The organism is Flavobacterium sp. 5 (assembly GCF_002813295.1).
Lineage (GTDB): Bacteria > Bacteroidota > Bacteroidia > Flavobacteriales > Flavobacteriaceae > Flavobacterium.
This window is the reverse complement of record NZ_PHUE01000001.1, coordinates 2,165,070-2,188,003: the sequence shown is the minus strand read 5'-3', so window position 1 is coordinate 2,188,003 and position 22,934 is coordinate 2,165,070. Positions and strand designations below refer to the sequence as shown.

16 protein-coding genes are annotated in these 22,934 nt (G+C 34.2%); 6 read left to right on the top strand and 10 right to left on the bottom strand.

Translation table 11 applies throughout. The features are described 5' to 3' along the window. Positions 1-70: 70 nt before the first annotated feature. The 4 genes from CLU82_RS08830 to CLU82_RS08815 all read right to left on the bottom strand — a co-directional run bounded on the left by CLU82_RS08830 (position 71) and on the right by CLU82_RS08815 (position 7,174). The gene (locus tag CLU82_RS08830) at positions 71-946 is read right to left on the bottom strand and encodes a helix-turn-helix domain-containing protein (RefSeq protein WP_100842749.1); all 876 of its coding nucleotides are present in this window, start codon (positions 944-946) and stop codon (positions 71-73) included. A 198-nt stretch (positions 947-1,144) separates the two neighbouring features. Next, positions 1,145-4,063: an FAD-binding and (Fe-S)-binding domain-containing protein gene (locus tag CLU82_RS08825; RefSeq protein ID WP_100842748.1), complete on the bottom strand. Its 2,919-nt coding sequence runs from the start codon at positions 4,061-4,063 to the stop codon at positions 1,145-1,147. Between the two features lie 78 nt (positions 4,064-4,141). Next, complete coding sequence (serA, locus tag CLU82_RS08820) at positions 4,142-6,037, bottom strand: phosphoglycerate dehydrogenase (RefSeq protein WP_100842747.1); 1,896 nt, start codon at positions 6,035-6,037, stop codon at positions 4,142-4,144. A gap of 327 nt (positions 6,038-6,364) precedes the next feature. After that, positions 6,365-7,174 (bottom strand): DUF1338 domain-containing protein, encoded by an 810-nt coding sequence (locus CLU82_RS08815; RefSeq protein ID WP_100842746.1) that lies wholly within the window; start codon positions 7,172-7,174, stop codon positions 6,365-6,367. Positions 7,175-7,363: 189 nt separating this feature from the next. On the opposite strand from CLU82_RS08815, the gene CLU82_RS08810 reads away from it, so the two are divergent. Next, complete coding sequence (locus CLU82_RS08810) at positions 7,364-7,837, top strand: Lrp/AsnC family transcriptional regulator (protein ID WP_100842745.1); 474 nt, start codon at positions 7,364-7,366, stop codon at positions 7,835-7,837. Positions 7,838-8,029: 192 nt separating this feature from the next. Here CLU82_RS08810 and trpS read toward each other — a convergent pair whose 3' ends face one another. Then, positions 8,030-9,004: a tryptophan--tRNA ligase gene (trpS, locus tag CLU82_RS08805; RefSeq protein ID WP_100842744.1), complete on the bottom strand. Its 975-nt coding sequence runs from the start codon at positions 9,002-9,004 to the stop codon at positions 8,030-8,032. A 104-nt stretch (positions 9,005-9,108) separates the two neighbouring features. Here trpS and CLU82_RS08800 point away from each other — a divergent pair, with 104 nt between their 5' ends. Next, positions 9,109-9,876, top strand: a complete 768-nt coding sequence (locus CLU82_RS08800) for a 1-acyl-sn-glycerol-3-phosphate acyltransferase (RefSeq protein WP_100842743.1) — start codon at positions 9,109-9,111, stop codon at positions 9,874-9,876. 654 nt (positions 9,877-10,530) lie between these two features. Here CLU82_RS08800 and CLU82_RS08795 read toward each other — a convergent pair. From CLU82_RS08795 to CLU82_RS08775, 5 genes are all read right to left on the bottom strand, one after another. After that, the gene (locus tag CLU82_RS08795; protein WP_100842742.1) at positions 10,531-11,532 is read right to left on the bottom strand and encodes a hypothetical protein; all 1,002 of its coding nucleotides are present in this window, start codon (positions 11,530-11,532) and stop codon (positions 10,531-10,533) included. A gap of 366 nt (positions 11,533-11,898) precedes the next feature. Next, positions 11,899-12,933: a recombinase RecA gene (gene recA, locus CLU82_RS08790; protein WP_100842741.1), complete on the bottom strand. Its 1,035-nt coding sequence runs from the start codon at positions 12,931-12,933 to the stop codon at positions 11,899-11,901. Positions 12,934-13,265: 332 nt separating this feature from the next. Next, complete coding sequence (locus CLU82_RS08785) at positions 13,266-13,778, bottom strand: acyl-CoA thioesterase (RefSeq protein ID WP_100842740.1); 513 nt, start codon at positions 13,776-13,778, stop codon at positions 13,266-13,268. Between the two features lie 47 nt (positions 13,779-13,825). Continuing rightward, complete coding sequence (locus CLU82_RS08780; RefSeq protein WP_100842739.1) at positions 13,826-14,209, bottom strand: DoxX family protein; 384 nt, start codon at positions 14,207-14,209, stop codon at positions 13,826-13,828. 6 nt (positions 14,210-14,215) lie between these two features. Beyond that, positions 14,216-15,352, bottom strand: a complete 1,137-nt coding sequence (locus CLU82_RS08775; RefSeq protein WP_100842738.1) for a DNA polymerase III subunit delta' — start codon at positions 15,350-15,352, stop codon at positions 14,216-14,218. A 401-nt stretch (positions 15,353-15,753) separates the two neighbouring features. On the opposite strand from CLU82_RS08775, the gene CLU82_RS08770 reads away from it, so the two are divergent. The 4 genes from CLU82_RS08770 to CLU82_RS08755 all read left to right on the top strand — a co-directional run bounded on the left by CLU82_RS08770 (position 15,754) and on the right by CLU82_RS08755 (position 22,838). Then, entirely contained in the window at positions 15,754-16,203 is a 450-nt protein-coding gene (locus tag CLU82_RS08770; protein ID WP_100842737.1) for a hypothetical protein, read from the top strand. Positions 16,204-16,313: 110 nt separating this feature from the next. After that, the gene (locus CLU82_RS08765) at positions 16,314-17,603 is read left to right on the top strand and encodes a hypothetical protein (RefSeq protein ID WP_100842736.1); all 1,290 of its coding nucleotides are present in this window, start codon (positions 16,314-16,316) and stop codon (positions 17,601-17,603) included. Positions 17,604-17,803: 200 nt separating this feature from the next. Continuing rightward, the gene (locus CLU82_RS08760; RefSeq protein ID WP_100842735.1) at positions 17,804-19,327 is read left to right on the top strand and encodes a gliding motility-associated C-terminal domain-containing protein; all 1,524 of its coding nucleotides are present in this window, start codon (positions 17,804-17,806) and stop codon (positions 19,325-19,327) included. Position 19,328: 1 nt separating this feature from the next. Further along, positions 19,329-22,838 carry a type IX secretion system membrane protein PorP/SprF gene (locus CLU82_RS08755; protein WP_100842734.1) on the top strand — a complete coding sequence of 1,170 codons (3,510 nt, stop codon included), beginning with the start codon at positions 19,329-19,331 and terminating at the stop codon, positions 22,836-22,838. Positions 22,839-22,934: the final 96 nt, after the last annotated feature.

The window sequence follows — 22,934 nt, the reverse complement described above, 5'->3', positions numbered from 1 at the left end:
GAAGTTATAGTAATTATAAGGATTGTGTTTTTGGGCAAGGATTGCAAATCCGCACTATCTGGAGCAGTTATTATTTCAATAAATCAGATAATCTAATTGAACTTTTTATTGAATTTGCATTATCACAGAAGATATCCCATTCCATCATATTTTCATAATCAAAAGGATAATTATGAAGACGAATGCGAGCTAATTCTAGATTTGTTTGTGGTAGTGTAGGTTCATATCTTGGCTGACCATACATTGCTATTTGAGAATAATTATTTAGTAAGTCACGAACAGTATTATTCATAAATATTTCGACAATGTCGTTGTTTATAATTCTAAAATTATCATTTCGACTAACAACGATTTTTTTAGGTAATCTGAGTTTTACATTTAAATATTTGGCATAAACTTTTCCTGTATTATAAGCAACAACAATTAATTCATTAGTTTGATGTAAATATTTGAATTCAAGATGAATTTGTGGATTTTTTGCTCTATTAAAGATATCGCGTATTTCATAATCGTGCATCGCCGTTGAAAGAAAGTTGAATCTCTTATAGTATTTTTTGTCAGCAGCTTGATGTGCAGTATCACTTTTGGGAATTTCAACAATGTAAATAACATATTCATTTTCAATTGATATTGAAAAAATTTCTATGCCGTTTATTCTAGGCTGAATTTTATCGTTAATAATTTGCTCTAGCCATTCTTTTGGATATTCTTTTCTTTTTATAGGTTGTATCTCTTTTGGCAAATGTTTATTATTTTCATCTTCTATGATTCCATAAATCAAAATACCGCCATCTGCGTTTGCCATTGCGCTGACATCTTTAGAGATTTCGGATGTTTTATCATTTTGTTTACCAAATGATCCCGAAGCTTTGTAATCAAGATGTAAACTTTCCTCGATTTGATTTTCTATCAAATTTTGTAAGTACTCCAAACTATATTTCTCCATTTTTATTTTAGTTAAATTGTCCGATTTTCGTGATAATTACTCACGACTTATGTATATGTCTGATAAACTTGAGAATTTACTATTAAGCTAATATATAAATTGTTTTTTAAGATTCTGGAACCAATTTAAATAGTTATGATAAAAAAAAATGCAGCCATTTCACAACAGCTGCATTTCTATATAAAAACTAATTTTCGATTATTTTAAAGCCTTAAATAGTATCTCAACAGGGTGAAATGCTTTTCGGCTTGTTCCGTCGCTAATTTGGTGTCTGCAACTCGTTCCTGAGGCAGAAATCAAGGTCGCTTGTTCTTCGGCGCGGATGGTTGGGAATAAAACCAATTCTCCAATTTTCATCGAAATATCATAATGCTCTTTTTCATAACCAAAAGACCCCGCCATACCACAACAGCCACTTGGGATATTAAGTACGGTATAGTTTTGTGGCAGCATCAATATTTTTTTAAGAGGGACTAATGAAGACAATGCTTTTTGGAAACAGTGTCCGTGCATACGAACTCTCTCCGTGTTTTCTGTGAAAGATGCTGAGGTTATTCGATTAGCATCTAGCTCTTGAGCTAAAAATTCTTCAATCAGCATTGCTCTGCTTGAAAATGCTTTCGCTTTTTCTTTCCATTCGCCACGACACAAATCCGGATATTCATCACGGAAAGATAAGATTGCTGAAGGTTCAATTCCAACTAAAATGGCATTTTCTGGCATTTCTTTGGCGAAAGCCTGAATATTCTTTTCGGCAATTTCTCTGGCTTCTTTCAGCATTCCTTTAGAAAGATACGTTCTTCCACTGATTCCGATTTCTGGAACAACCACTTCATAACCCAAACGGTTGAACAACTTCACAGCAGTCTGACCAATTTCAACATCGAAGAAATTCATAAATTCATCGTTGTACAAATAGACTTTCCCTTGAATGAAATTCCCAGTTTGTCTATAGTTTTTAAACCATTTGGCAAACGTAACTTTATGCATTAGTGGTAATGACCTTTCTGTTGCAAAACCAGTAGAACGTTTCATGATGTTTCCTATGATTCCGGTAGAACCAAAATTATACAACCACGGTACAGAAGCAAACAATTGATTCAGTTTTGGAGTATTACCAATTAGTTTCGAACGGAATTTTACGCCATTTTTATCATGGTATTGTTGTAAGGTTTCGGCTTTTAGCTTTGCCATATCCACATTTGAAGGACATTCGGATTTACATCCTTTGCAACTCAAGCATAAATCAAGAACTTCCAGTAAACCTTCGTCGTCAAATTTATTCTCTTTGGTAGAGTTGGTAATGGTTTCTCTCAGGATGTTAGCTCTGGCACGAGTGGTGTGTTTTTCATCACGGGTTGCCATATAACTTGGACACATCGTTCCACCACTTTTCTCTGTTTTTCTACAGTCTCCAGAACCGTTACACATTTCTGCTGCACGAACAATTCCGTTATGCTCAGAGAAATCAAAATAAGTATCCGGCATTGGAGTTTCTTGCCCAGGAGTATATCGTAGGCTAGAATCCATTGGAGGCGTATTCACAATTTTGCCTGGATTAAAAATTCCCCACGGATCCCAAGTGTTTTTAACCTGGATAAACAATTGGTAAATTTCTTCTCCCAACATCAATGGAATAAATTCGCCACGAAGTCTTCCGTCTCCGTGTTCTCCACTCAATGAACCTTTGTATTTTTTTACTAAATGTGCAATATCGGTAGCGATAGTTCTAAAAAGAGCCGCTCCATCTTTTGCTTTTAAGTCAATGATAGGGCGAAGGTGCAATTCTCCAGTCGCAGCGTGCGCGTAATGCACACAACTTAGATTTCTTTCTTTTAAAACCGCATTGAAATCTTCAATAAAAGCGGGTAAATCATTTACATCAACTGCTGTATCTTCGATAACGGCAACTGCTTTGGCATCACCAGGTATATTAGATAATAATCCTAAACCTGCTTTTCTAAGATTCCAAACTTTATTAGTGTCTTCCCCAAAAACAATCGGGAAGTGGTAACCTAAACCTTTGGAACGCATTAATGCTTCCATATCTTTAGCAAGTTGCAGAATTTCTTCTTGCGTATCTCTCAAAAACTCAACAACAAGAATAGCCTGAGGATCGCCTTCAACAAAAAATCTGTTTTTGCTTTGCTCAATATTTTCTTTGGTACATTCTAATATATAATGGTCAATCAACTCAACACTGTCCGGTTTGAATTTCAAAGCTTCTAAATTGGCTTTTAATGATTCATTGATGCTGTTATGATGAACACAAACCAAAGCGGCGAATGGTTTTAAAGCATCAACTAAATTCAATTTAATCGCTGTCGAAAAGAACAATGTTCCTTCTGAACCTGCAATTAATTTACAGAAATTGAATTTCTCATTTGGATCACCAAAAGGCTGGCTATCGGCCAATAAATCTAACGCATATCCTGTATTTCTTCTTGGAATTGATTTCTTTGGATAATTTTCATCAAACAAAACTCTGTTAGATGCTGAACCTAAAATTTCTTTGGCTTGCAAATAAATGTTTTGTTCCAAAGGACTTACTACATTTATTCCGTTGCATTTGTCTTCGAATTCAGCATTGGTCAAAGCGCCAAAAGTCACTTCATTTCCATCCGCCAAGAATCCTTTAATTTCCAATAAATGCTCACGAGTCGAACCGTAAATAACAGATCTCGCACCACAGGCATTGTTTCCGACCATTCCGCCAATCATACAACGGTTACTGGTTGAGGTTTCGGGTCCGAAAAACAATTTATAAGGTTTTAAATGAAGATTCAGTTCGTCACGAATCACACCTGGTTCAACCCAAGCCGATTTTTCGACTGCATCAACCGAAAGTATTTTGGTGAATTGTTGCGAAATATCAACTACAATTCCGTTTCCAACTACTTGTCCTGCAAGTGAAGTTCCCGCAGCACGTGGAATGACACTGCTTTTGTTTTCTCTGGCAAAAGCAATGATTTTTTGTATGTCTTCCTTGGTTTTTGGAATGGCTACTGCCAATGGCATTTCTTTGTAGGCACTTGCATCAGTGGCATAAAGTGTACGCATGGTGTGGTCGTACAATAATTTTCCATCTAATTGCTTTTCAAGATTTTCAAGGTTCATTTTGATGATTTTAGCTTAAAAATTTCAGACTTTAGATTTCTAGTAATTTGAAAGCTAAAGTCTGAAGTTTAAAATTATTTAATACAGAATTCTATATCGAATTGTATTTGGAATCTCTTTTAATTTTTTCTCTAAATCGGTGTTATGGAAATTATCGATATCGGTAATTACATAACCCAACGTTTCATTTGTTTTTAGATATTGACCCAAAATATTGTTGTCATATTCTAAAAGGATGTTGTTAATTTGAGCCAAAATTCCTTTTACATTTTCATGAATGTGCATGATTCTATGCGCACTTTGAAGTTCTGGAAGCTGAATTTCAGGAAGGTTTACACTTCCGTAAGTTGTTCCAGTATTGATGTAATTGATGATTTTGTTAGCCACATAATGTCCGATGTCTTCTTGAGCTTCTTCGGTACTTCCTCCGATGTGTGGAGTTAAGATTACATTTTTCATTCCAATTAATTCAGAAACAAAAGGCTCGTCATTGTTTTTTGGTTCTTCAGGGAAAACGTCAACTGCAGCACCGTGTATTTTACCACTTTTTAAGTTGGCAACCAATGCTGGAATGTCAACAACATGACCTCTGGAAAGATTTAAAAAGATAACGCCTGGTTTCATGTATTCGAAAGCAGCGGCATCAATTATATTTTTGTTGCTGGCGCGTCCATCTACGTGTAATGAAATCACATCAGAAAGTGACAATAATTCTTTTAGAGATGTACATTTTTTAGCATTTCCAAGAGCCAAACGATCTACAGCATCATAGAAATATACTTTCATTCCCAATGCTTCGGCAACAATAGAAAGTTGTGATCCGATACTTCCGTATCCAACCAAACCTAATTTCTTACCACGGATTTCAACACTATTCGTTGCTGATTTATCCCAAACACCTTCGTGCATCATTTTGCTTTTTTCAAAAGTATTACGAACTAACATAATAATTTGTCCCAAAGCCAATTCAACAACCGATCTGGTATTACTATAAGGAGCATTGAAAACTGAAATTCCTTTCATACTACACGCATTCAAATCTACCTGGTTGGTTCCAATACAAAATGTTCCAACAGCGTGAAGTTTATTAGCATGCTCCAAAACTTTTGCCGTAACATGAGTTTTAGAACGGATTCCTAATATAGAAACACCTTTTATTTTTTCGATTAATTCATCCTCATTCAAAGAACCTTTCATCGTTTCTACTGAATACCCTTCATGTTCGAAGATAGTCACAGCGTCTGGATGAATGTTTTCCAGTAATAAAACTTTAATTCTGTTTTTTGGATAAGACACAGATGCTTTATAAGACAGTTCATAAAGAATTTCATCTAATGAAGGTGCTATTTGGCTGGCTTTTTCTACTACAATTTTACGGCTTACGTTTTCAGTAAAAGCAAAAAATTGAGATACCGCTCCACCTTCAAGAGTTTCATAATCAGTATAACCATCACCAATCATTATCGCTTCGCCTTTTAGGGCTAATGATTTGATTTTCTTTACTTTGCCTTGGTTTTCACACAATTCGTCTTTCTCATCAAAACCAATGATTTTTCCATCATGATCAAATTTGAAAGTATTAGCTAAAACGTGTTCTGGCTTGATGCCGTATTCGGAAACGATCGGAATAATGATTTCTTTGAAACCATTAGATATGATATAGATATTATCAGAGTGTTGTTTGAAAAAAGTTCTATTTCTAATTACCGAGGCAGTTACTTTCTTTTTCAATTCTTCAATTACAGTTCCAATGTGATCTCTATTGGCTTGTAATAACTGAATTCTTTTAGTCAAAGATTCTTTTAGCGAAAGCTTTCCTTCCATCCCCAGGTCAGTTAACCTTTGAATTTCTTTTAAAATTTGCTCTCCAGCTGCACTGTCTTGGTAAATTACTTCACATAACACATCTAGTGCTTCGACTTTTATAAAAGTACTGTCAAAATCGAATATAAATGTTTCCGGATTTTCTGTCATCTTTTTAGTGTTTTTCACAAATAGAAATTATTTGTCAATTTTTTGTGCAAAGATAACCTCTCCGTTGGTAATGTGAAAATTAATTGGTATAATACTAGCCTGTTTAACGAGAATTGAGGTTATTGTTATAAAATATCTTTTTGGCAGTGTATTATTAAATTTAATCCTTGAAAAGCAATTTTAAATTTGATTTTATTTATTTAAAAAAGGATTTTTTGAGATTGATTTTTTCAAGATCGAGCCGATATTTCTTTAAAAAGACAATAACTTGTCATTATCCAGCGCTGAAAACGATGAATATGACAAGTTATTGAAAGATTTTTGAGTTTAATTTTGAAGTTTTACATCTGTACTTTCAAAAATTTTATCCGCTGATGAAGCTACAAATCCTTGGTATAATTCTCCATTTGACATTGCATAACGCAAAGCAAATTCGTAATAGCAAGATGGAATTTCGAATGATCCTTCTTCAAATTGAATAGTATGTAAATCTGCTAAAGTGCTAGATTGTTCTAATAATTGTTCTGGAGTTCCTTTTATTTTTCCTCCTGAAGCGTTCAGTTTCCATCCGCTTTCTTCTAAAAAGTCATTTAGTTCTTCTAATTTTTCGAAGTTTTTTAAAGCATTTACGTTGATGGTAAAATGATTGGCACGGAACCCGTACACATACATCCAGCCTGCATATTCAGATTCTTCTAATAATGTATCATAAATAGCTTTTGAATCGGATTTCCAAATGGTACTATTTAGCACTAAATCGTATTTATCGAATTCGTTTTGGTCACAATCATCCAGTAATTTTGTTACCGTTTCTTGAAGCCCTTTTGAACATTTTTCCAGTTCCAATTCAGAAATAAAAATACGTGGCGCAGTTGCATCAGTAGTATGTTCATAATGTTGAGCGAATAATTTTTTGGATTCAAAAACATATTCTCCACGAGCTTCATAACCAACGGCTAAGAATGGTTTTTCTAATACTGAAATGCTAACGCGTGGATCATTAAAAGTACGGATTGCAATATGATCATTTTGAATCGTTTCGCCTTTTTGTTCTAATAAAGTATGTATTTTTTTTGCAGATGGGGTGATATCAGCATATTGTTCCCATAGTTTCGAAAGTAGTTGATTTTTGTCCATTTCTGTTGTTGTTTTAAATTGTAATAATGACACAAAACTAGATAGAATTATGTTGTAGTAACATATTTATGTATCGATTATTTATAATTAGACATTTTTGAATAATATTTATGTAATTTTGACAGTTATAGTATTGCTTTTTACTTTAGAAGTGTCAATGTTGTAATTTTCAACCTATACCTTAATAGTATGTTATATTCAAAAAACAATGAAAATACTGATTATTTAGATCAGGAAATTATCAGAAGATTAAGTGAGAATGGAAGAATTCCTTTTTCGGAATTGGCGAAGGAATTGAAAGTGTCTAATTCGCTAGTGCATTTACGTGTAAAAAAATTACAGGAATCAGGATTGATAGCTGGTTTTTCTGTAAAGTTAAATGCTAAGGCTTATGGTTTTGAAACCATTACGTATACAGGAATCACTACCAAAGAAGCACGATTCTCTTATTCAATTGCTGAACAATTAAAATTGATTCCAGAAATAGTGGAATGTCATTGGGTTTCGGGCAAGTATGCTTTGTTTATTAAGATTGTTGCGGCGAACAACGAAGAGCTTCGCAAAATTATCTACGAACAGATACATATTATAGAAGGAGTAGGGGGAACGGATTCTTTTATTTCGTTTGGATCCGCTTTTGAGAAAAACTTGCCGATACAATAGTTTTTATAAACACGAATTGCACTAATTTTCACGAACAGATTCGTGTTAGTTAGTGCAACTCATTAATAAAATAAGCACGCAGATTTAGTAAATTTTAGCAGATTTGTAAAAGTTATTCTGTGTAAATCTGCTAAATCTGCGTGACTAATTTTTTTAGTTTGCAAAATTTACATTCAATTGTTTGGCATTGAATTAAACTTCAAATCCTAATTTCTCTCTTACTCTAGCCAAAACACCATTAGCGATAACAGTTGCTTTTGCAGAACCTTTTTTCAATAAGGCATCAACTTCAGGAAGATTGTTGATGTAGTAGTTGTATTTTTCTCTTTCAGTTTTAAATTTTTCTACAATCAATTCAAACAAAGCTTGCTTCGCATGACCGTATCCATAATTTCCACCTAAGTAATTTGCTCTCATGGCTTCAATTTGCTCTTCATTTGCAAGTAATTTATAAAGTGTAAAGCAATTACAAGTATCTGGATTTTTTGGTTCTTCAAGCGGAGTACTATCCGTTTCAATACTCATGATTTGTTTGCGCAACGCTTTATCGTCCAAGAAAATATTGATAAAGTTATTGGCTGACTTACTCATTTTGCCACCATTGGTTCCAGGAATCAACATGCTATCTTCTTGAATTTTGGCTTCTGGAATAACAAAAGTTTCCCCCATTTGGTGGTTGAAACGTGAAGCAACATCACGAGTAATTTCTAAATGCTGTAATTGGTCTTTTCCAACAGGTACAAATTCTGCATCATATAAAAGAATATCTGCAGCCATTAGCATTGGATACGAAAACAAACCAGCATTCACATCGTCCAAACGATCTGCTTTGTCTTTGAAAGAGTGTGCTAATGTCAAGCGCTGAAATGGAAAAAAACAACTCAAATACCAAGTTAATTCTGCTGTTTGTGCCACATCTGATTGACGGTAAAAAATCACTTTATCAGTATTCAACCCACAAGCTAGCCAAGCCGCTGCTGTACTATAGGTGTTGGCTCTTAATTCTACACCATTTTTTATTTGTGTAATAGAATGCAGATCGGCAATAAAAAGAAAAGATTCGTTTTCTGGTTTATTAGATAATTCGATTGCAGGAATAATTGCGCCTAATAAGTTACCCAAGTGTGGAGTACCTGTACTTTGAACGCCTGTAAGTATTTTTGCCATTTTTATTTTTTTAAATCTCGTGTGATTATGGTGAAGTATGTTATTTTTTTCGCAAAGTTAATTCTTTTGCTAAATTTTCCACAAGTTTCCCTATTTTTGGCTCCATGAAAAGTATAAAAAAAATATTATGGTCCGTTTGGCGGGTGTGGTTTTACATTGTAATGCTCATTCCTATTCTTGTTATGCTACCATTTTTGGTTGCTTCTATATTGACCGTTAGCGGATATCCATATTTTTTTAAAATGTCTCGCGTTTGGGCGAAATGTGTTCTTTTTGGAATGGGCTTCTATTATAAGGTAGAAAAAGTTCAAAAGTTAGATCGTAAAAAGAGTTACATGTTTGTGGCCAATCATACTTCGATGACCGATATTATGCTAATGCTTGCGGTTGTAGATAATCCTTTTGTCTTTGTTGGAAAAATGTCTTTGGCCAAAATTCCTCTGTTTGGTTTCTTCTACAAAAGAACGAGTATATTGGTTGATAGAAGTTCTTCGAAAAGTAGAATGGAAGTGTTCGATGAAGCTCAAAAAAGAATTGATAGAGGTCTTAGTATTTGTATTTTTCCCGAAGGAGGAGTTCCGCATGATGAGTCTATTATATTAGATACTTTCAAAGACGGTGCTTTCCGTTTAGCAGCCGAACATCATTTACCCATAGTACCTCTCGTTTTTCCAGACAATAAAAAAAGATTATCCTATACCTTTTATAGTGGAAGTCCCGGATTGATGCGGGCAAAAATGTTACCTCCTGTTGAAAGTGTTTCTGAAACTGGAGAGTCATTAGATCGAAAAGAATTGCGTGAGCAGGTTCGAAAAATAATATTTGATGAATTGATGGAGTTTCAAAAGATAGATGCTTCTAAATCCAAATAAAAAAGGTCCGCAATTGCGGACCTTTTTTTATAGATTAGTTGATAATTTATATTTCTTAGATATGTTGTTGGTTAGTTAGCCTATCTCAATCTTAGGCACGCTTATATAAATTAGAGGCACGCCTAAAAAAAATATAGGCGAGCCTATCATTTGGGTAGGCCCACCTGCTAAAACCATAGGCACGCCTACTGAAATGATAGGCTCGCCTACAAAAATCATAGGGGTTCCTATCTTTTTTATAGGCTCGCCTAACTAAAACTATAGCCCGCATAAACAATTACGATGCATCGCCTATTAAAATCGAGGCGATGCCTTTAAAATGTTTAGGCACGCCTAACCATTTTAAATTCGACACCTACCAAATCGATAGGCGTGCGCACTAAAATCGAAGGCGAGCCTATCAAAAAAATCGAGTGTGCCTACAAAATCGGTAGGCGAGCCACTATATTAGTATGGCGTTGTGTTTTACAAAAAACCCTCAAATAGTATTTTACTTTTGAGGGTTTTATAGTTGTAAACTTTTTAGTTTTATGCGTCAGCCAATTCTTTAATACGACTTTCGATTTTGCTTCACGCTTATCCATCAATTCTTGATTGTCTTTAATCAAAAACACATATTGATCTTGCTATATAAATTTTTTTAGATCTATACAGTTATTTACAATTGGTTTTTATTTTAATACTATAAAGAGGATTCAATGGTTCATTTGTTTGAGCCAAACGTTGTGAACCAGTATTTGCTGGACAAGCAATGTCATTAGTTGCATCATATATAATAGTCTTCCCAGAAGCTATAATTTCTTTTGGAACATAAATTTGCACCCTAGTAACGGAATAACCCGAAGGGAAATATCGAATATAATAACCATCTGGGTGTAAAGTCCAAATGCCACTAGGAACATCGCTCCTTGTGGGAGCCATACCCGCTAGGATAGCATATTGTTCCATTTCGGCATAGGTGTAATTACCAGAGGCAACTAGTTGGCGGATTTCATTTTCTGCTGCAAAAATACTTTGTAGATTTTCAGGCAGAGTTGATTTTGCTTTGTCCATCACGCTTTGCGGAAGTACTCCAAGCATGCCTCCTTCAAGATGAGTTAGTTCAAGAGTGCTTAATAAAGCAATTGCAGTTAGTTTAACCTGACCAGCATAATCAGCAAAACGTGTTCTGGCGATAATAGTCCATAATAATATTTGAATATCATGTTGACTAATCTCTGGGTGATTCTCAGCATTTTTTAATATAGTAGTTACAATTTCTTGCTTAGGGCCAAGAGTAGGTGAATACATATAGCCATCTCCCTTTGAAGGGGCAAATGTGCCAGCGTGTAAACAATAACTTTTATTAGTCATTTCATAAAAACCATCGCATAGAATGTAACCCCCATTTGGTGCTTTTGGTAGAAGGTATAAGGGTTGCAGATTATTTACAAGGAAAAAGTCTGGAAGTTTAGAATTGGTTTTATCTACATCTTCAAAAGAGGTTGTAATTGCGGCTGGTTTTTTCAGAATTTTATCTAGTCCCAAGGTCTTTGCACCAAGTGCTGCTCCTGCTTGAGTTATTTTATCTTTCCAACCACTAAACTGGGAGTAGGTGCTAAAAGTAATTAGCAATGAGAATATTATAAAGTGACGGTTCATTTTTAAATTTTTCATTGGTAAATTTTTTTATGTAAATATAATTTTATTCTTAATAAATTAAAAAGAAGTTTTGTAAATAAATTTTAAATTGAACATGAACGTTTTGGAAGTTTTTTTTAAAGAATAGATATTCCTGTGATGCTAATATGTTATATAATAAAGTCTGTCATTGCTGGATTTATTCGAACTCATTTTTCATAATTTATTCCATAGGGTACCCTTGTCTCTATTATTAAGTTAAATTTTAATTATAATTCCTCAATGCTTTCTTCAAGTCTTCTGATTGAAAATGAGCTTGATTGCTGATGATCTATTTCATAAAAAAACCCTCAAATAGTATTTTACTTTTTTGAGGGTTGTATAATTGTAAACTTTTAGTTTTTATGCGTCAGCCAATTCTTTAATGTGACTTTTGATTTTCACTTCAAGTTCATCTGCCAATTCTGGGTTGTCTTTAATTAATGATTTAACAGCATCACGCCCTTGACCTAATTTTGTTTCTCCATAGCTAAACCAAGAACCTGATTTTTTGATAATTTCAAATTCAACGGCAAGGTCTAATATCTCTCCTGTTTTTGAAACACCTTCACCATACATGATATCAAACTCTGCAACTTTAAATGGTGGTGCTACTTTATTTTTAACGATTTTAACTTTGGTACGGTTACCCAATACATTATCACCATCTTTAATTTGAGTAGAACGACGAATATCCAAACGTACCGAAGCGTAAAACTTCAATGCATTACCACCCGTGGTCGTTTCAGGATTTCCGAACATTACCCCAATTTTCTCTCTCAACTGGTTAATGAAGAAAACTGTACAATTTGTTTTGCTAATCGTTCCTGTTAATTTACGTAAAGCTTGTGACATTAAACGTGCATGAAGACCCATTTTAGAATCTCCCATTTCACCTTCAATTTCACTTTTTGGTGTCAATGCTGCAACCGAGTCAATAACCACAATATCAATTGCTCCCGAACGAATTAAGTTTTCAGCAATCTCTAATGCTTGTTCACCGTTATCAGGTTGTGAAATGATTAAGTTTTCAATATCAACGCCTAATTTTTCAGCATAATTTCTATCAAATGCATGCTCAGCATCTATAAAAGCAGCAATTCCTCCCGCTTTTTGAGCTTCAGCAATAGCGTGTAAAGTCAAAGTTGTTTTACCAGATGATTCTGGTCCGTATATCTCGATAATTCTTCCTTTTGGATAACCGCCAACTCCCAAAGCTAAATCAACTCCCAATGAACCAGATGAAATTGTTTCTACTTCCACAATGGCTTTATCCCCCATTTTCATTACAGTTCCTTTTCCGTAGGTCTTGTCCAATTTGTCAAGAGTAAGTTGTAATGCTTTTAACTTAGCTTCTTTTTCTGAACCGACTTTTTCTGAACTAACTTTTTCTTTCATTTTTCTTCCGTTTATATGATTTCCAACTATTTTAATCAAATACTTGGGTGTAAATTTATTTTAGTGCCCGTAAAAATACTTCTTTTTTTTGAAGTCACAATAGACGACTTTTCAACAAATTGGGTCTGAATATCTACTTCGTCTGTTCGTTCTTCTGGGCGTGCCACCCTCTTGATAAAAGGGCTAATTCTTTTTGCGCGTATTCGCCCTTTTATCAAGAGGCTGTTTGGTTGTAAGCGCTACGTGGTAGCTTGCTTCCATCCCTCACGTAAAATCATGGCTTCGAATTTAGAACCTAGGTTTTTAATAGAATAGCTGTTTTAATATATTATTTATGTTGTAAATAAGGCTTTCAATTCTGTAGCTTCATGAGGATTCATTTTACCAGCTAGTACTAAACTTAGTTGCTTTCTTCTTAATGCAGCATCGAAACGTTGTTTTTCCAATTCGGTTTCAGGTTCAATTGGCGGAACTTCTACAGGTCTACCAGTATCATCAACAGCTACAAATGTGTAAATAGCTTCGTTAGCCTTGGTTCTATTTCCAGATTGACGATCTTCAACCCAAACATCAAGATAGATTTCCATTGAGCTCTTAAAAGCTCTTGATACTTTTGCTTCTATGATTACGACACTTCCAAGAGGAATAGATTTGTTGAAAGCAACATGATTTACGGATGCAGTTACTCCAATGCGACGCGAATGTCTTCCTGCGGCAATACTTGCAGCACGATCCATTCTGGCCAATAATTCACCTCCAAATAAGTTATTCAAAGGATTGGTTTCGCTCGGTAAAACCAAATCGGTTAAAATTGTTAAAGATTCAGAAGGGTGTTTTGCCGTCATATTTATTTGTTGTGATTTTGTTTATTCTTGTTTCTATTGGTATTGTTTTAGTTCAACCAATACACCGCCATTACCGAAGGGATAAAGTATAAAACTATCGTTCTAGCTCCATCATAGTCTTTGGCCAAACGTTGTCCAAACAGTAACATGATAAGAGTGATACTAGAAAAGATAGCTCCGTACAAACCATATACTCTACCACTGTTTAGTGCAAGTTCTATGGCGCCTACAGTACATAAAATACCAGAAATCAATTCTAATATTAAGACATTAACTAAAGCTAATGGTACTTGATTGCGTAAAGCGGTATCTTTAAAATGTTCTTTAAGCCAATCCAAGTTGTCCTTCCAATGAAATAACTTGTCTTGTGAAGATTGTAAAAAGGTGATTGCTAAAAAAACTAATAATAAGATTGAGGCAATATTATTCATGAGGTTTTATTTTTTATGAATTAAACGTGTAAGCTTTATGGATAAATCGGTTAAAATTATTTTGGCATTACCATTGCGTTCTATATGATACATGGCGTCTGATATTTCTTTAAAAATATCATTAATATTATTGCCATTTACAAAAGGAGCAAAATTGGCTAATTTGAATTTTTCAACTTTGGTTTCAATGTAAACAAGTTCTTTGGCTTCGTAGTTAAGTAACAATGCCTGACGGAACATTTCAATACAAAACTGCAGAAACTTTTTTTGAGTCTCCCGACCTAATGCTGCAATTTGTTCGCTCCACTCTATTAAGTCTTGAATAGCCGCTGCATTTCCTTTTGCTTTAAATGCAGCTCGAACCCAAGTAACAAACCATTGTTCAAAAGGTGTAGCTTCATCATCGGCATTCAATAAATGAAGCGCTTTGTTATAATTGCCTTGCGATTGATGAGCAATTTTTAAAGCTGCTTTTTGCTCTATTTGTTCTTTTTCAACAAGTGCATTAGCAATTATTTGTTCGCTCAATCCATTAAAATGCGTAATCTGACATCTGGATCGAATGGTTTGAATGATATCTTCTTCATTTTCAGAAATAAGAAGAAAGACTGTTTTTTCAGGTGGTTCTTCAAGTAATTTTAGAAGTTTATTGGAGGCAGCTATATTCATTTTATCGGCCATCCAAATAATCATTATTTTGTGCCCGCCTTCATATGATTTAAGAGAAAGTGATTTTAAAATTTCCTGCGCATCATCTACACGAATTTCTCCTTGCTTATTTTGAACACCCAATTTTGCATACCAATCGAACAATCCACCATATGGGTTTTCGAACATAAATTGTCTCCAATCGGAAATGAAATCGATACTTTTTGGTTTTTGTTTTACTTCGTCAGTAGTTACTGTTGGATAAATAAAATGCAAATCAGGATGAGAAATTTTTTCAAATTTCAAAACACAAGAATCATTTAATCCTTGTTGAGAATTACATAAAACATATTGTGCATAAGCAATTGCCATTGGTAAAGTTCCACTACCTTCTGGGCCTACAAAAAGTTGAGCATGAGGAATTCTGCCTAAATCGACACTTTTTATTAAGTGATTTTTAATGTATTCCTGTCCTAAAATTTTCGAGAATTTCATGTGGCAAAGATAGGAGAAAATGATAGTTTCAAAAATTTTCTATTATAAAGTTTAATAGTGGCCAATAGCTATTACGCTTTTGGATAATTGCAATTGCTTTAATTGTATCCGTAGTTTTTAACCATTATGTGTTAATAACTTTTGTATTACTTCTGTTAAAAGTGTTAATTTTGTATTTTAGATATTGAATTTAATAGGAAAATCATTTCTTTTAAATTAAAATTTGGTTAATTTTAATTTTTTTTTAATATACAAGTTATTTCGATAAAGTGCTGATTTTACATGATGTAATGTAAAAATTGATGTATTTGGACATTAAAATAATCTATATTTTATTTTTCAAGAGTTGGAAATTCAATTTAATTGTATATTTTTGTTTTATTAATTAATAAATCCAAGATATGAAAGGGAAAATTATTTTTTTCAGTATTTTTATGTTAGCATTAAGTTCTTCAAAATGTATAGCACAAGCAAAACCAAATATGCCAAAAAGTATTATTAGTACAAGTGCGTCTATTCGTACTTATAATGATGATAAAACACTGAAAGCTTTATCAAAAGGAGAATTGGTGGAATTATACATTGAGCGTATGAAGGTAATCGTGAAAATTTTACCAAATATTGCTTTGGCGACTAAGCCAGGTGTTACCATGACGGATTTAGGTATTCCTGATACTGCAGATAATAAAAAAGCTTTGGATTTAGAAGTAGAGGCTACACAAACTTACTTGGATATCACTGTTGATTATTTAAGAAAAATGTTACCATTTTGCGACAAAGGGCAACTTGTAGCTGCTGTTTTGTTTTATGAGCAAACATTAAAATCATTGAAGGAATTAGAAGCACAATAAAAAAATATTTTTAGAGAAATTACATTTTCTAAGCCTGATCTTTAACTCTTTTTATGAGTCATTAACTCTAGCCTACAGAGGACTAAAATAAAATTTAATACCCCAAACCTATGAAAACTAAATTACTATTTATATGGGTTTTTCTTGCAGTTGTTAGTAACGTAAGTGCTCAACAAGAGAAAGGAATTTTCGGACCAAGCAATTGGTTGAATAACTGGACAGAATTCAAACCTGCTAAAGCCGATTATGGTGAAGCAACGCAAATTCTAGCTGGTAATATCACAGTAAATACAAGACTAACAAAAAAAGATGTATATATTATTCAAGGTAATGTATATGTTACTAATAATGCAGTACTTACAATTGATCCAGGTACTATAATTATTGGTGATGCTGAATCTAGAGCAACTTTGATTATTACTAAAGGAGCGCAGATAGTAGCTGAAGGTTTAGAAACTGATCCTATCGTTTTTACTTCTAATAAAAGCACTAAAAAAGCTGGAGATTGGGGTGGTATCGTGATTCTTGGTGACGCACCTATTAATAAATTCGGACTTTATTCTTCTGTTAATTATGATGATTTAGATCCTTCATTAACAACTTATGGTGGTAGTAATCCTGCAAGTTCATCTGGAGTATTAAGATTTGTCAGAGTTGAATATGCTGGAAAGAAAGCCAGAGGAGCTGATAATTTTGATGCTATTTTACTTGGAGGGATTGGAAATAAAACAATCTTAGAAAATATAATGGTAAGTTATGCAGCTGGAGACGCTTTTGATGTTCTTGGTGGCGAACCAGTAATGGAAAAAGTAGTTTCATACAGATGTAATGGTATTGATTTTAAATTTACATTAGGAGCACAAGCTAAAATCGATAATTCTTTAGCAATTAGATCTTCTTATATAAGTAATAGTAATGGCTCTCGTTGTCTTGATATTTCTTCTTATATTAAAAAAGAAGATGTTGATTTTACTAAAAAACAAACTTCGGTAACGGCTACCAATCTTACATTAGCAAATGATAGTGATGATATTGATGCAGATATAAAAGCTGGATTGGTAAAAGAAGCGGTTTTCGTAGCAGAGAATACAACACTAGTTTTAAGAAAAAGTGTAATATCTGGATTTAATCCTGCAGTGATTTTAGATTCTAAAATCGATATTAATGACAAAAATCTTAAGAAAATAAGAATCGAGGAAATGTATTTAAATTTCTGTAAAGGAAATATATTTTCAGCGGGTTCTTTAAATAATGAAGATTTAGAAAGTTATTATGGAAACAGTGTTTTCTTTAATTTAATGTCTAAAACTTCTAATCTTGAAACGTTTAATGATTTTGCAAATCCAAGAAGACCAGATTTTAGATTAGCACTTACTAAAATAACAGCTTCTACAAAATAAAAGAGGACATTTGATCTTAAATATAAAAAATGAAAGTTAAACCTAATTTTAAGTAGGTTTAGCTTTCATTTTATTAATTAAAAAGTGTTTCAATTGTTTTGAAAATCCTATTAAATAGCAAACATATCCAATAATTGGTTGAACACAATTGATGTGTAACATATTGGATATCTCCCCAAAAAAGCAACAAATATCAACCTATGAATAGTAAAACTACATCTTTATTTTCTTTTTGTACATTTCTGTTTTTTTTGATGTTGTTGGCGTTTCCATCAACTGGAGTTTTGTTTGCACAAAAAATTTCACCCAAAATACTTCCTTTTGAGAAGATTTGTGCAGGAGGTCCTTATCCTAATGATCCTAGTAAAATATTTAATGAGTTTCAGGCGCAATTCAAAATTTCAGGTTTTGATCCAAGTGAAACCTTTGTTGTTGAATTATCAGACCCATCTGGTAATTTTACCACCCCTATTGCTACTATTCCATTACCACCTCTTAATAACACTCCTCCAGATACTGCAACTGATAAGACATTAACCTTTGCTATACCAACTGATATAGTTGGTTCTGATAATTATGAATTGAGAATTAAAAGTAGTCCATCAGGTGTAGTAAGTCCTAGTTTTACAATTTTTGGAACGATAAGTAATAAGTCATTACCAGTTTACTTTAAATCATATAGCGGATCTTTTTTTATTAATGATAAAAAAGATGTGATTAGTTTTTGTAGCGGTAGTAGTCTTACTTTGACAGTATATAATCCAACACCAACTATTCCGGATTCATCGCCAGCCAACTATCCACAATTAAAATACCATTGGTATAAAGATGATGTTTTAATTGCTGGTCAATCGTCAAGTTCATTAGTAGTAAATACTGTAGGTGTTTATTATGCAGAATTAAATTATGGGCCTTGTTCAGATTTTAATAATAGCTCACAATCGGTTACAGTAACAAGTGGTGCTGGTCCTGGTGGACCTACTATTGTTTCAAGTTTAGGAAATCCTTTTTGTTCTTCAGATCAGACTACTTTAACAGCAACTGCTGGTAATTCTTACATCTGGAAAAAAGATGGGTCAGTAATTGCTGAAGCTACTGGTCAAACTTATCAAACAAATGTTTCGGGCGTATATACTTGTGATATTGATTTTGGTGGTTGTACAGCTACTGGTTCAATTGATTTGAAATCTACGGGTACCATAACTGCTAACTATAAGAATATTTATATTGATAAAGTTGTTACTGAAGGTGAGACATTAACTATTGCCAAAGGAGATACACTAAATGTAGCTGCTTCTACTATTGACTCAAATCCAACTTATCAATGGTATTTTAATAATGGAGCTATTGCAGGTGCAAATCAAAGTGCTTTAGTTATAAATGCAGCCGGAAGTTATAAAGCGATTATATCGGGATGTGCAATTTCTTTTAGAGTGTCAGACGGTACTGTTTATAAAACTTCTGAGCCTACAAATATTGTTTCGGTAAATTCTGATGGTATAAATGATACCTGGATTGTTCCAGATGTTTATAGTAATTCAAATACCCATGTTGTTATTTTTAATTCTTTTGGTGAAAATGTCTTTGAAACAAATGATTATGATAATTATAACGGCTGGCCACAATCTTCGATTGAAGTAAAAAGTTTCAATCCTATTTATTATTATATAATTACTCCAAATGGCGAATCTGCCAAAAAGGGTTCGATAACTCTTCTTAAATAATATGAAAAAAATTTTACTAAGCGTTTTCTTTTTTTGCTGTTCTATTCATGTTTTCTATGCTCAACAAGAAAACGGTGTTGTGTCTTATGTTATACCACCAGGAAACTCTTTAAAATTTAATTCCTTTGTTATTAACCCTGCCTTTAGTTTTGTGAGACAACAAAGTGCATATATTACTTTGTTTAATAAAACCCAATGGACTGGATTTGATAATGCTCCTAAAACCTATATGTTAAGTTACTCTGGTCGTTTCAAAGAGAATGAAGGAGTAGGACTTGGTATTTTTAAGCAAAGCCAAGGTGTGCTAAGTACGACTGGTCTTGTTGCCAATTTTGCTCATAATATTCTTTTACAAGAAGACAATAATTTAACTTTTGGAATTAATGTTAGTGCTTATAAAAGTGGTTTAGATAGAGGTAAAGTCGTTGCTTATGATCTTGCTGACCCTTCATTACAAAACATACCGTCAAATACTTTAATGACAATTAGTCCAGGAGTCAATTATGGAACTACTTTCCTAGACTTTGGATTGGCATTAAATAATATGGTCACGTATAATTTTGATTCTGGAATTCTAAAAGATGATCCGAATCAAGGTGTTGAAGGGCATATAATGTATACAGGTTTTATTGATTCCTATGGTTTTTTTGATAAAAGTAAATTTTCAGGAATAATTAAAACTGAAATTAATAAAGAAAAAACCATTTTTTCAGGATCAGCAATGTTTACCATTCCAAAAGGAATTTGGGCTCAAGCGGGCTATCATTCCGTTCTTGGTATGACAGCTGGCCTTGGATTAAATATTACCCCTAAAATTGCCCTTGAATATTCATATGGTATGGGTATTGGAGATATTTCACAATTAGGAGGCTCACATATAATTGTATTGGCATATAAGTTTAAGAATGAGAATTTTGATTACGGGGATGAAGAAGAAGAAGGTGCTTTGATAGAACCTGCACCTGTACAAAAAAAGGTTGTCGCTACACCTAAAGCTGATACTAAAGCAATTGCTGATGCAAAAGTGGCAGAACGCGCTAAAATTGCTGAAGCTAATAAGGCTAAATTGGAAGCTGCTTCTAAAGCTAAAGCAGATGCTGTTGCAGCTGCTAAAGCTAAATCTGAAACAGATGCAGTTCAACGTAAAGTTAAATTAGATGCCGATGCTAAAGCTAAAGCTGATGCTGCGGCAGCATTAGTATTAGCTACTAAAAAACAAGATCCAGTTACTAAAGCTAAATTAGGTGCTGATGCCAAAGCAAAAGCTGATGCTGAAGCCTCGGCTGCGAAACTTGCTGCTGAAAATAAAACCAAAGCGGATGCAGCTGCTAAATTAGCAGCTGATACTAAAATTAAAGCTGATGCAGATGCTGCTTCAAAACTTGCTGCTGAAAATAAAGCTAAAGCAATTGTTGCCGCTAAATTGGCTGCTGATAACAAAGTGAAAGCAGATGCTGACGCAGCGGCTACTAAACTTGCTGCTGATGCCAAAGCTAAAGCGGATGCCGATGCTGCTGCCGTAAAACTTGCTGCTGATAATAAAGTGAAAGCAGATGCTGACGCAGCGGCTGTTAAACTAGCTGTTGATGCCAAAGCTAAAGCGGATGCCGATGCTGCTGCTGTAAAACTAGCTGCTGATAATAAAGTGAAAGCTGATGCTGACGCAGTGGCTACTAAACTTGCTGCTGATGCCAAAGCTAAAGCGGATGCCGATGCTGCTGCCGTAAAACTAGCTGCTGATAACAAAGCTAAAGCTGATGCCGATGCAACTGCTGCAAAATTAGCTGCAGATGCTAAAGCTAAAGTAGAAGCTGATGCTGCTGCTGCAAAACTTGCAGCTACTGCTAAAGCCAAAGCGGATGCCGAAGAAGAAGCTGCTAAATTAGCTTCTGAAAATAAAGCCAAAGCTGATGCTGAAGCATCTAAACAGGCTGCTGATGCTAAAGCTAAAGCAGATGCTGAAATTGCTGCTGCAAAATTAGCCTCAGAAAATAAAGCTAAAGCAGATGTTCAAGCTGCCGAGGCAAAATTAGCTGCGGACGCCAAAGTAAAAGCTGCTGCTGAAGCAGCACTGAAACTTGCTGCTGATAATAAAGTTAAAGCGGATGCCGATGCTGCTAAACAAGCTGCGGATGCTAAAGCTAAAGCAGATGCTGCTGCAAAATTAGCTGCAGATGCCAAGGCTAAAGCGGATGCTGATGCAATTGCAGAGAAACTTGCTGCTGATAATAAAGCTAAAGCTGATGCAGTTGCTGCTGCAAAATTAGCTGCAGATACTAAAGCTAAGGCTGATGCCGATGCTGCCGCTGCCAAACTTGCTGCCGATGCAAAAGCAAAAGCTGATGCTGATGCTACCGCTAAATTGGTTGCTGATGCTAAAGCTAAAGCTATTGCCGATGCTGCCGCAGCAAAACTAGCAGCCGATGCTAAAGCCAAAGCTGATGCAGACGCTGTTACTGCCAAACTAGCTGCCGATACTAAAGCCAAAGCTGATGCTGCTGCTGCTGCTGCAAAATTAGCAGCCGATGCCAAAGCAAAAGCAGATGCTGCTGCTCAAATTGAACAGGATAAGATTGAAGCTGCTGCCGCTGCGAAACTAGCTGTTGATGCTTTAGCCAAGGCTAAAGCTGATGCAATGCCTAAAGATGAGTATGGTAAGTCAATGGATAATTTGACAAAAATGTTGGAAGATTCTAAAAGAAAACAACAACAATTGTTATCTCGTTTAGATGTTTCGGTTGCAAATAAAGAAAAAGCGCTGAAAGAGATGAGAGAGGAGAATGATTTAAGTGATAAAGGTATCGTGAAAAATACAACAGTAGAGTTCAAGAGTACCGCTGGAGAGAATGCCGAGCTGGAATCTATCAGAGCACAAATTGCCGAACTTAATAAAACACAGTCTGATAATTTAGCTGAATTTAACAGACTTTATAATGAAAGACTTAAAAAGACTCCAAAAAATGATTTGATTAATCAAAATTATTTGAAAACTATCGAAAATCTAAAAGCGGAGCAAGCTAAGACAGAACAATCTAATACAGCTTTAATTACTACTTTGGAGCAAATTAAAGTTCAAACTGAGATAGAGAAAAAACGTAGAATTAAACGTGCTGTTTCTTCAAATGACCAAGATCGTTTGGCGCAGGATGCAGCTACTTTGAAACGAATAAAAGAAACAACTAAAGTTAGTAGTGTACCATTAAAAGCTGAGGATTTTGATTTTGGAGACAGTCAAGCCAACATGCAGATCATTAAGAATAATAAAAATTTAGAAAGCGGCTATTATATGATATTAGCGGTTCATACTGATGTACAAAAAAGAGATGCATTTGTCACTAAAACTGTTGCTGCTGGACAGTCAAATGTAAATTTCTTTTATGACGTAAATAGCAGTAAATATTTTATATATACAGACAAGTTTGACAATATACAAGAAGCTACAGAAGCATTAGCAGTAAAAGGAAATAAACCTTATAATGGAAGAATGGTTATTGTTAAAATTGATAAATAATTTAAGTCTATTTTATTTAGCATAAAATAATTAGTATTTCTATTTGATTTTGTTTAAAAATGTTTATTTTTATTTTTTTTAACGCAGTATTTGTAA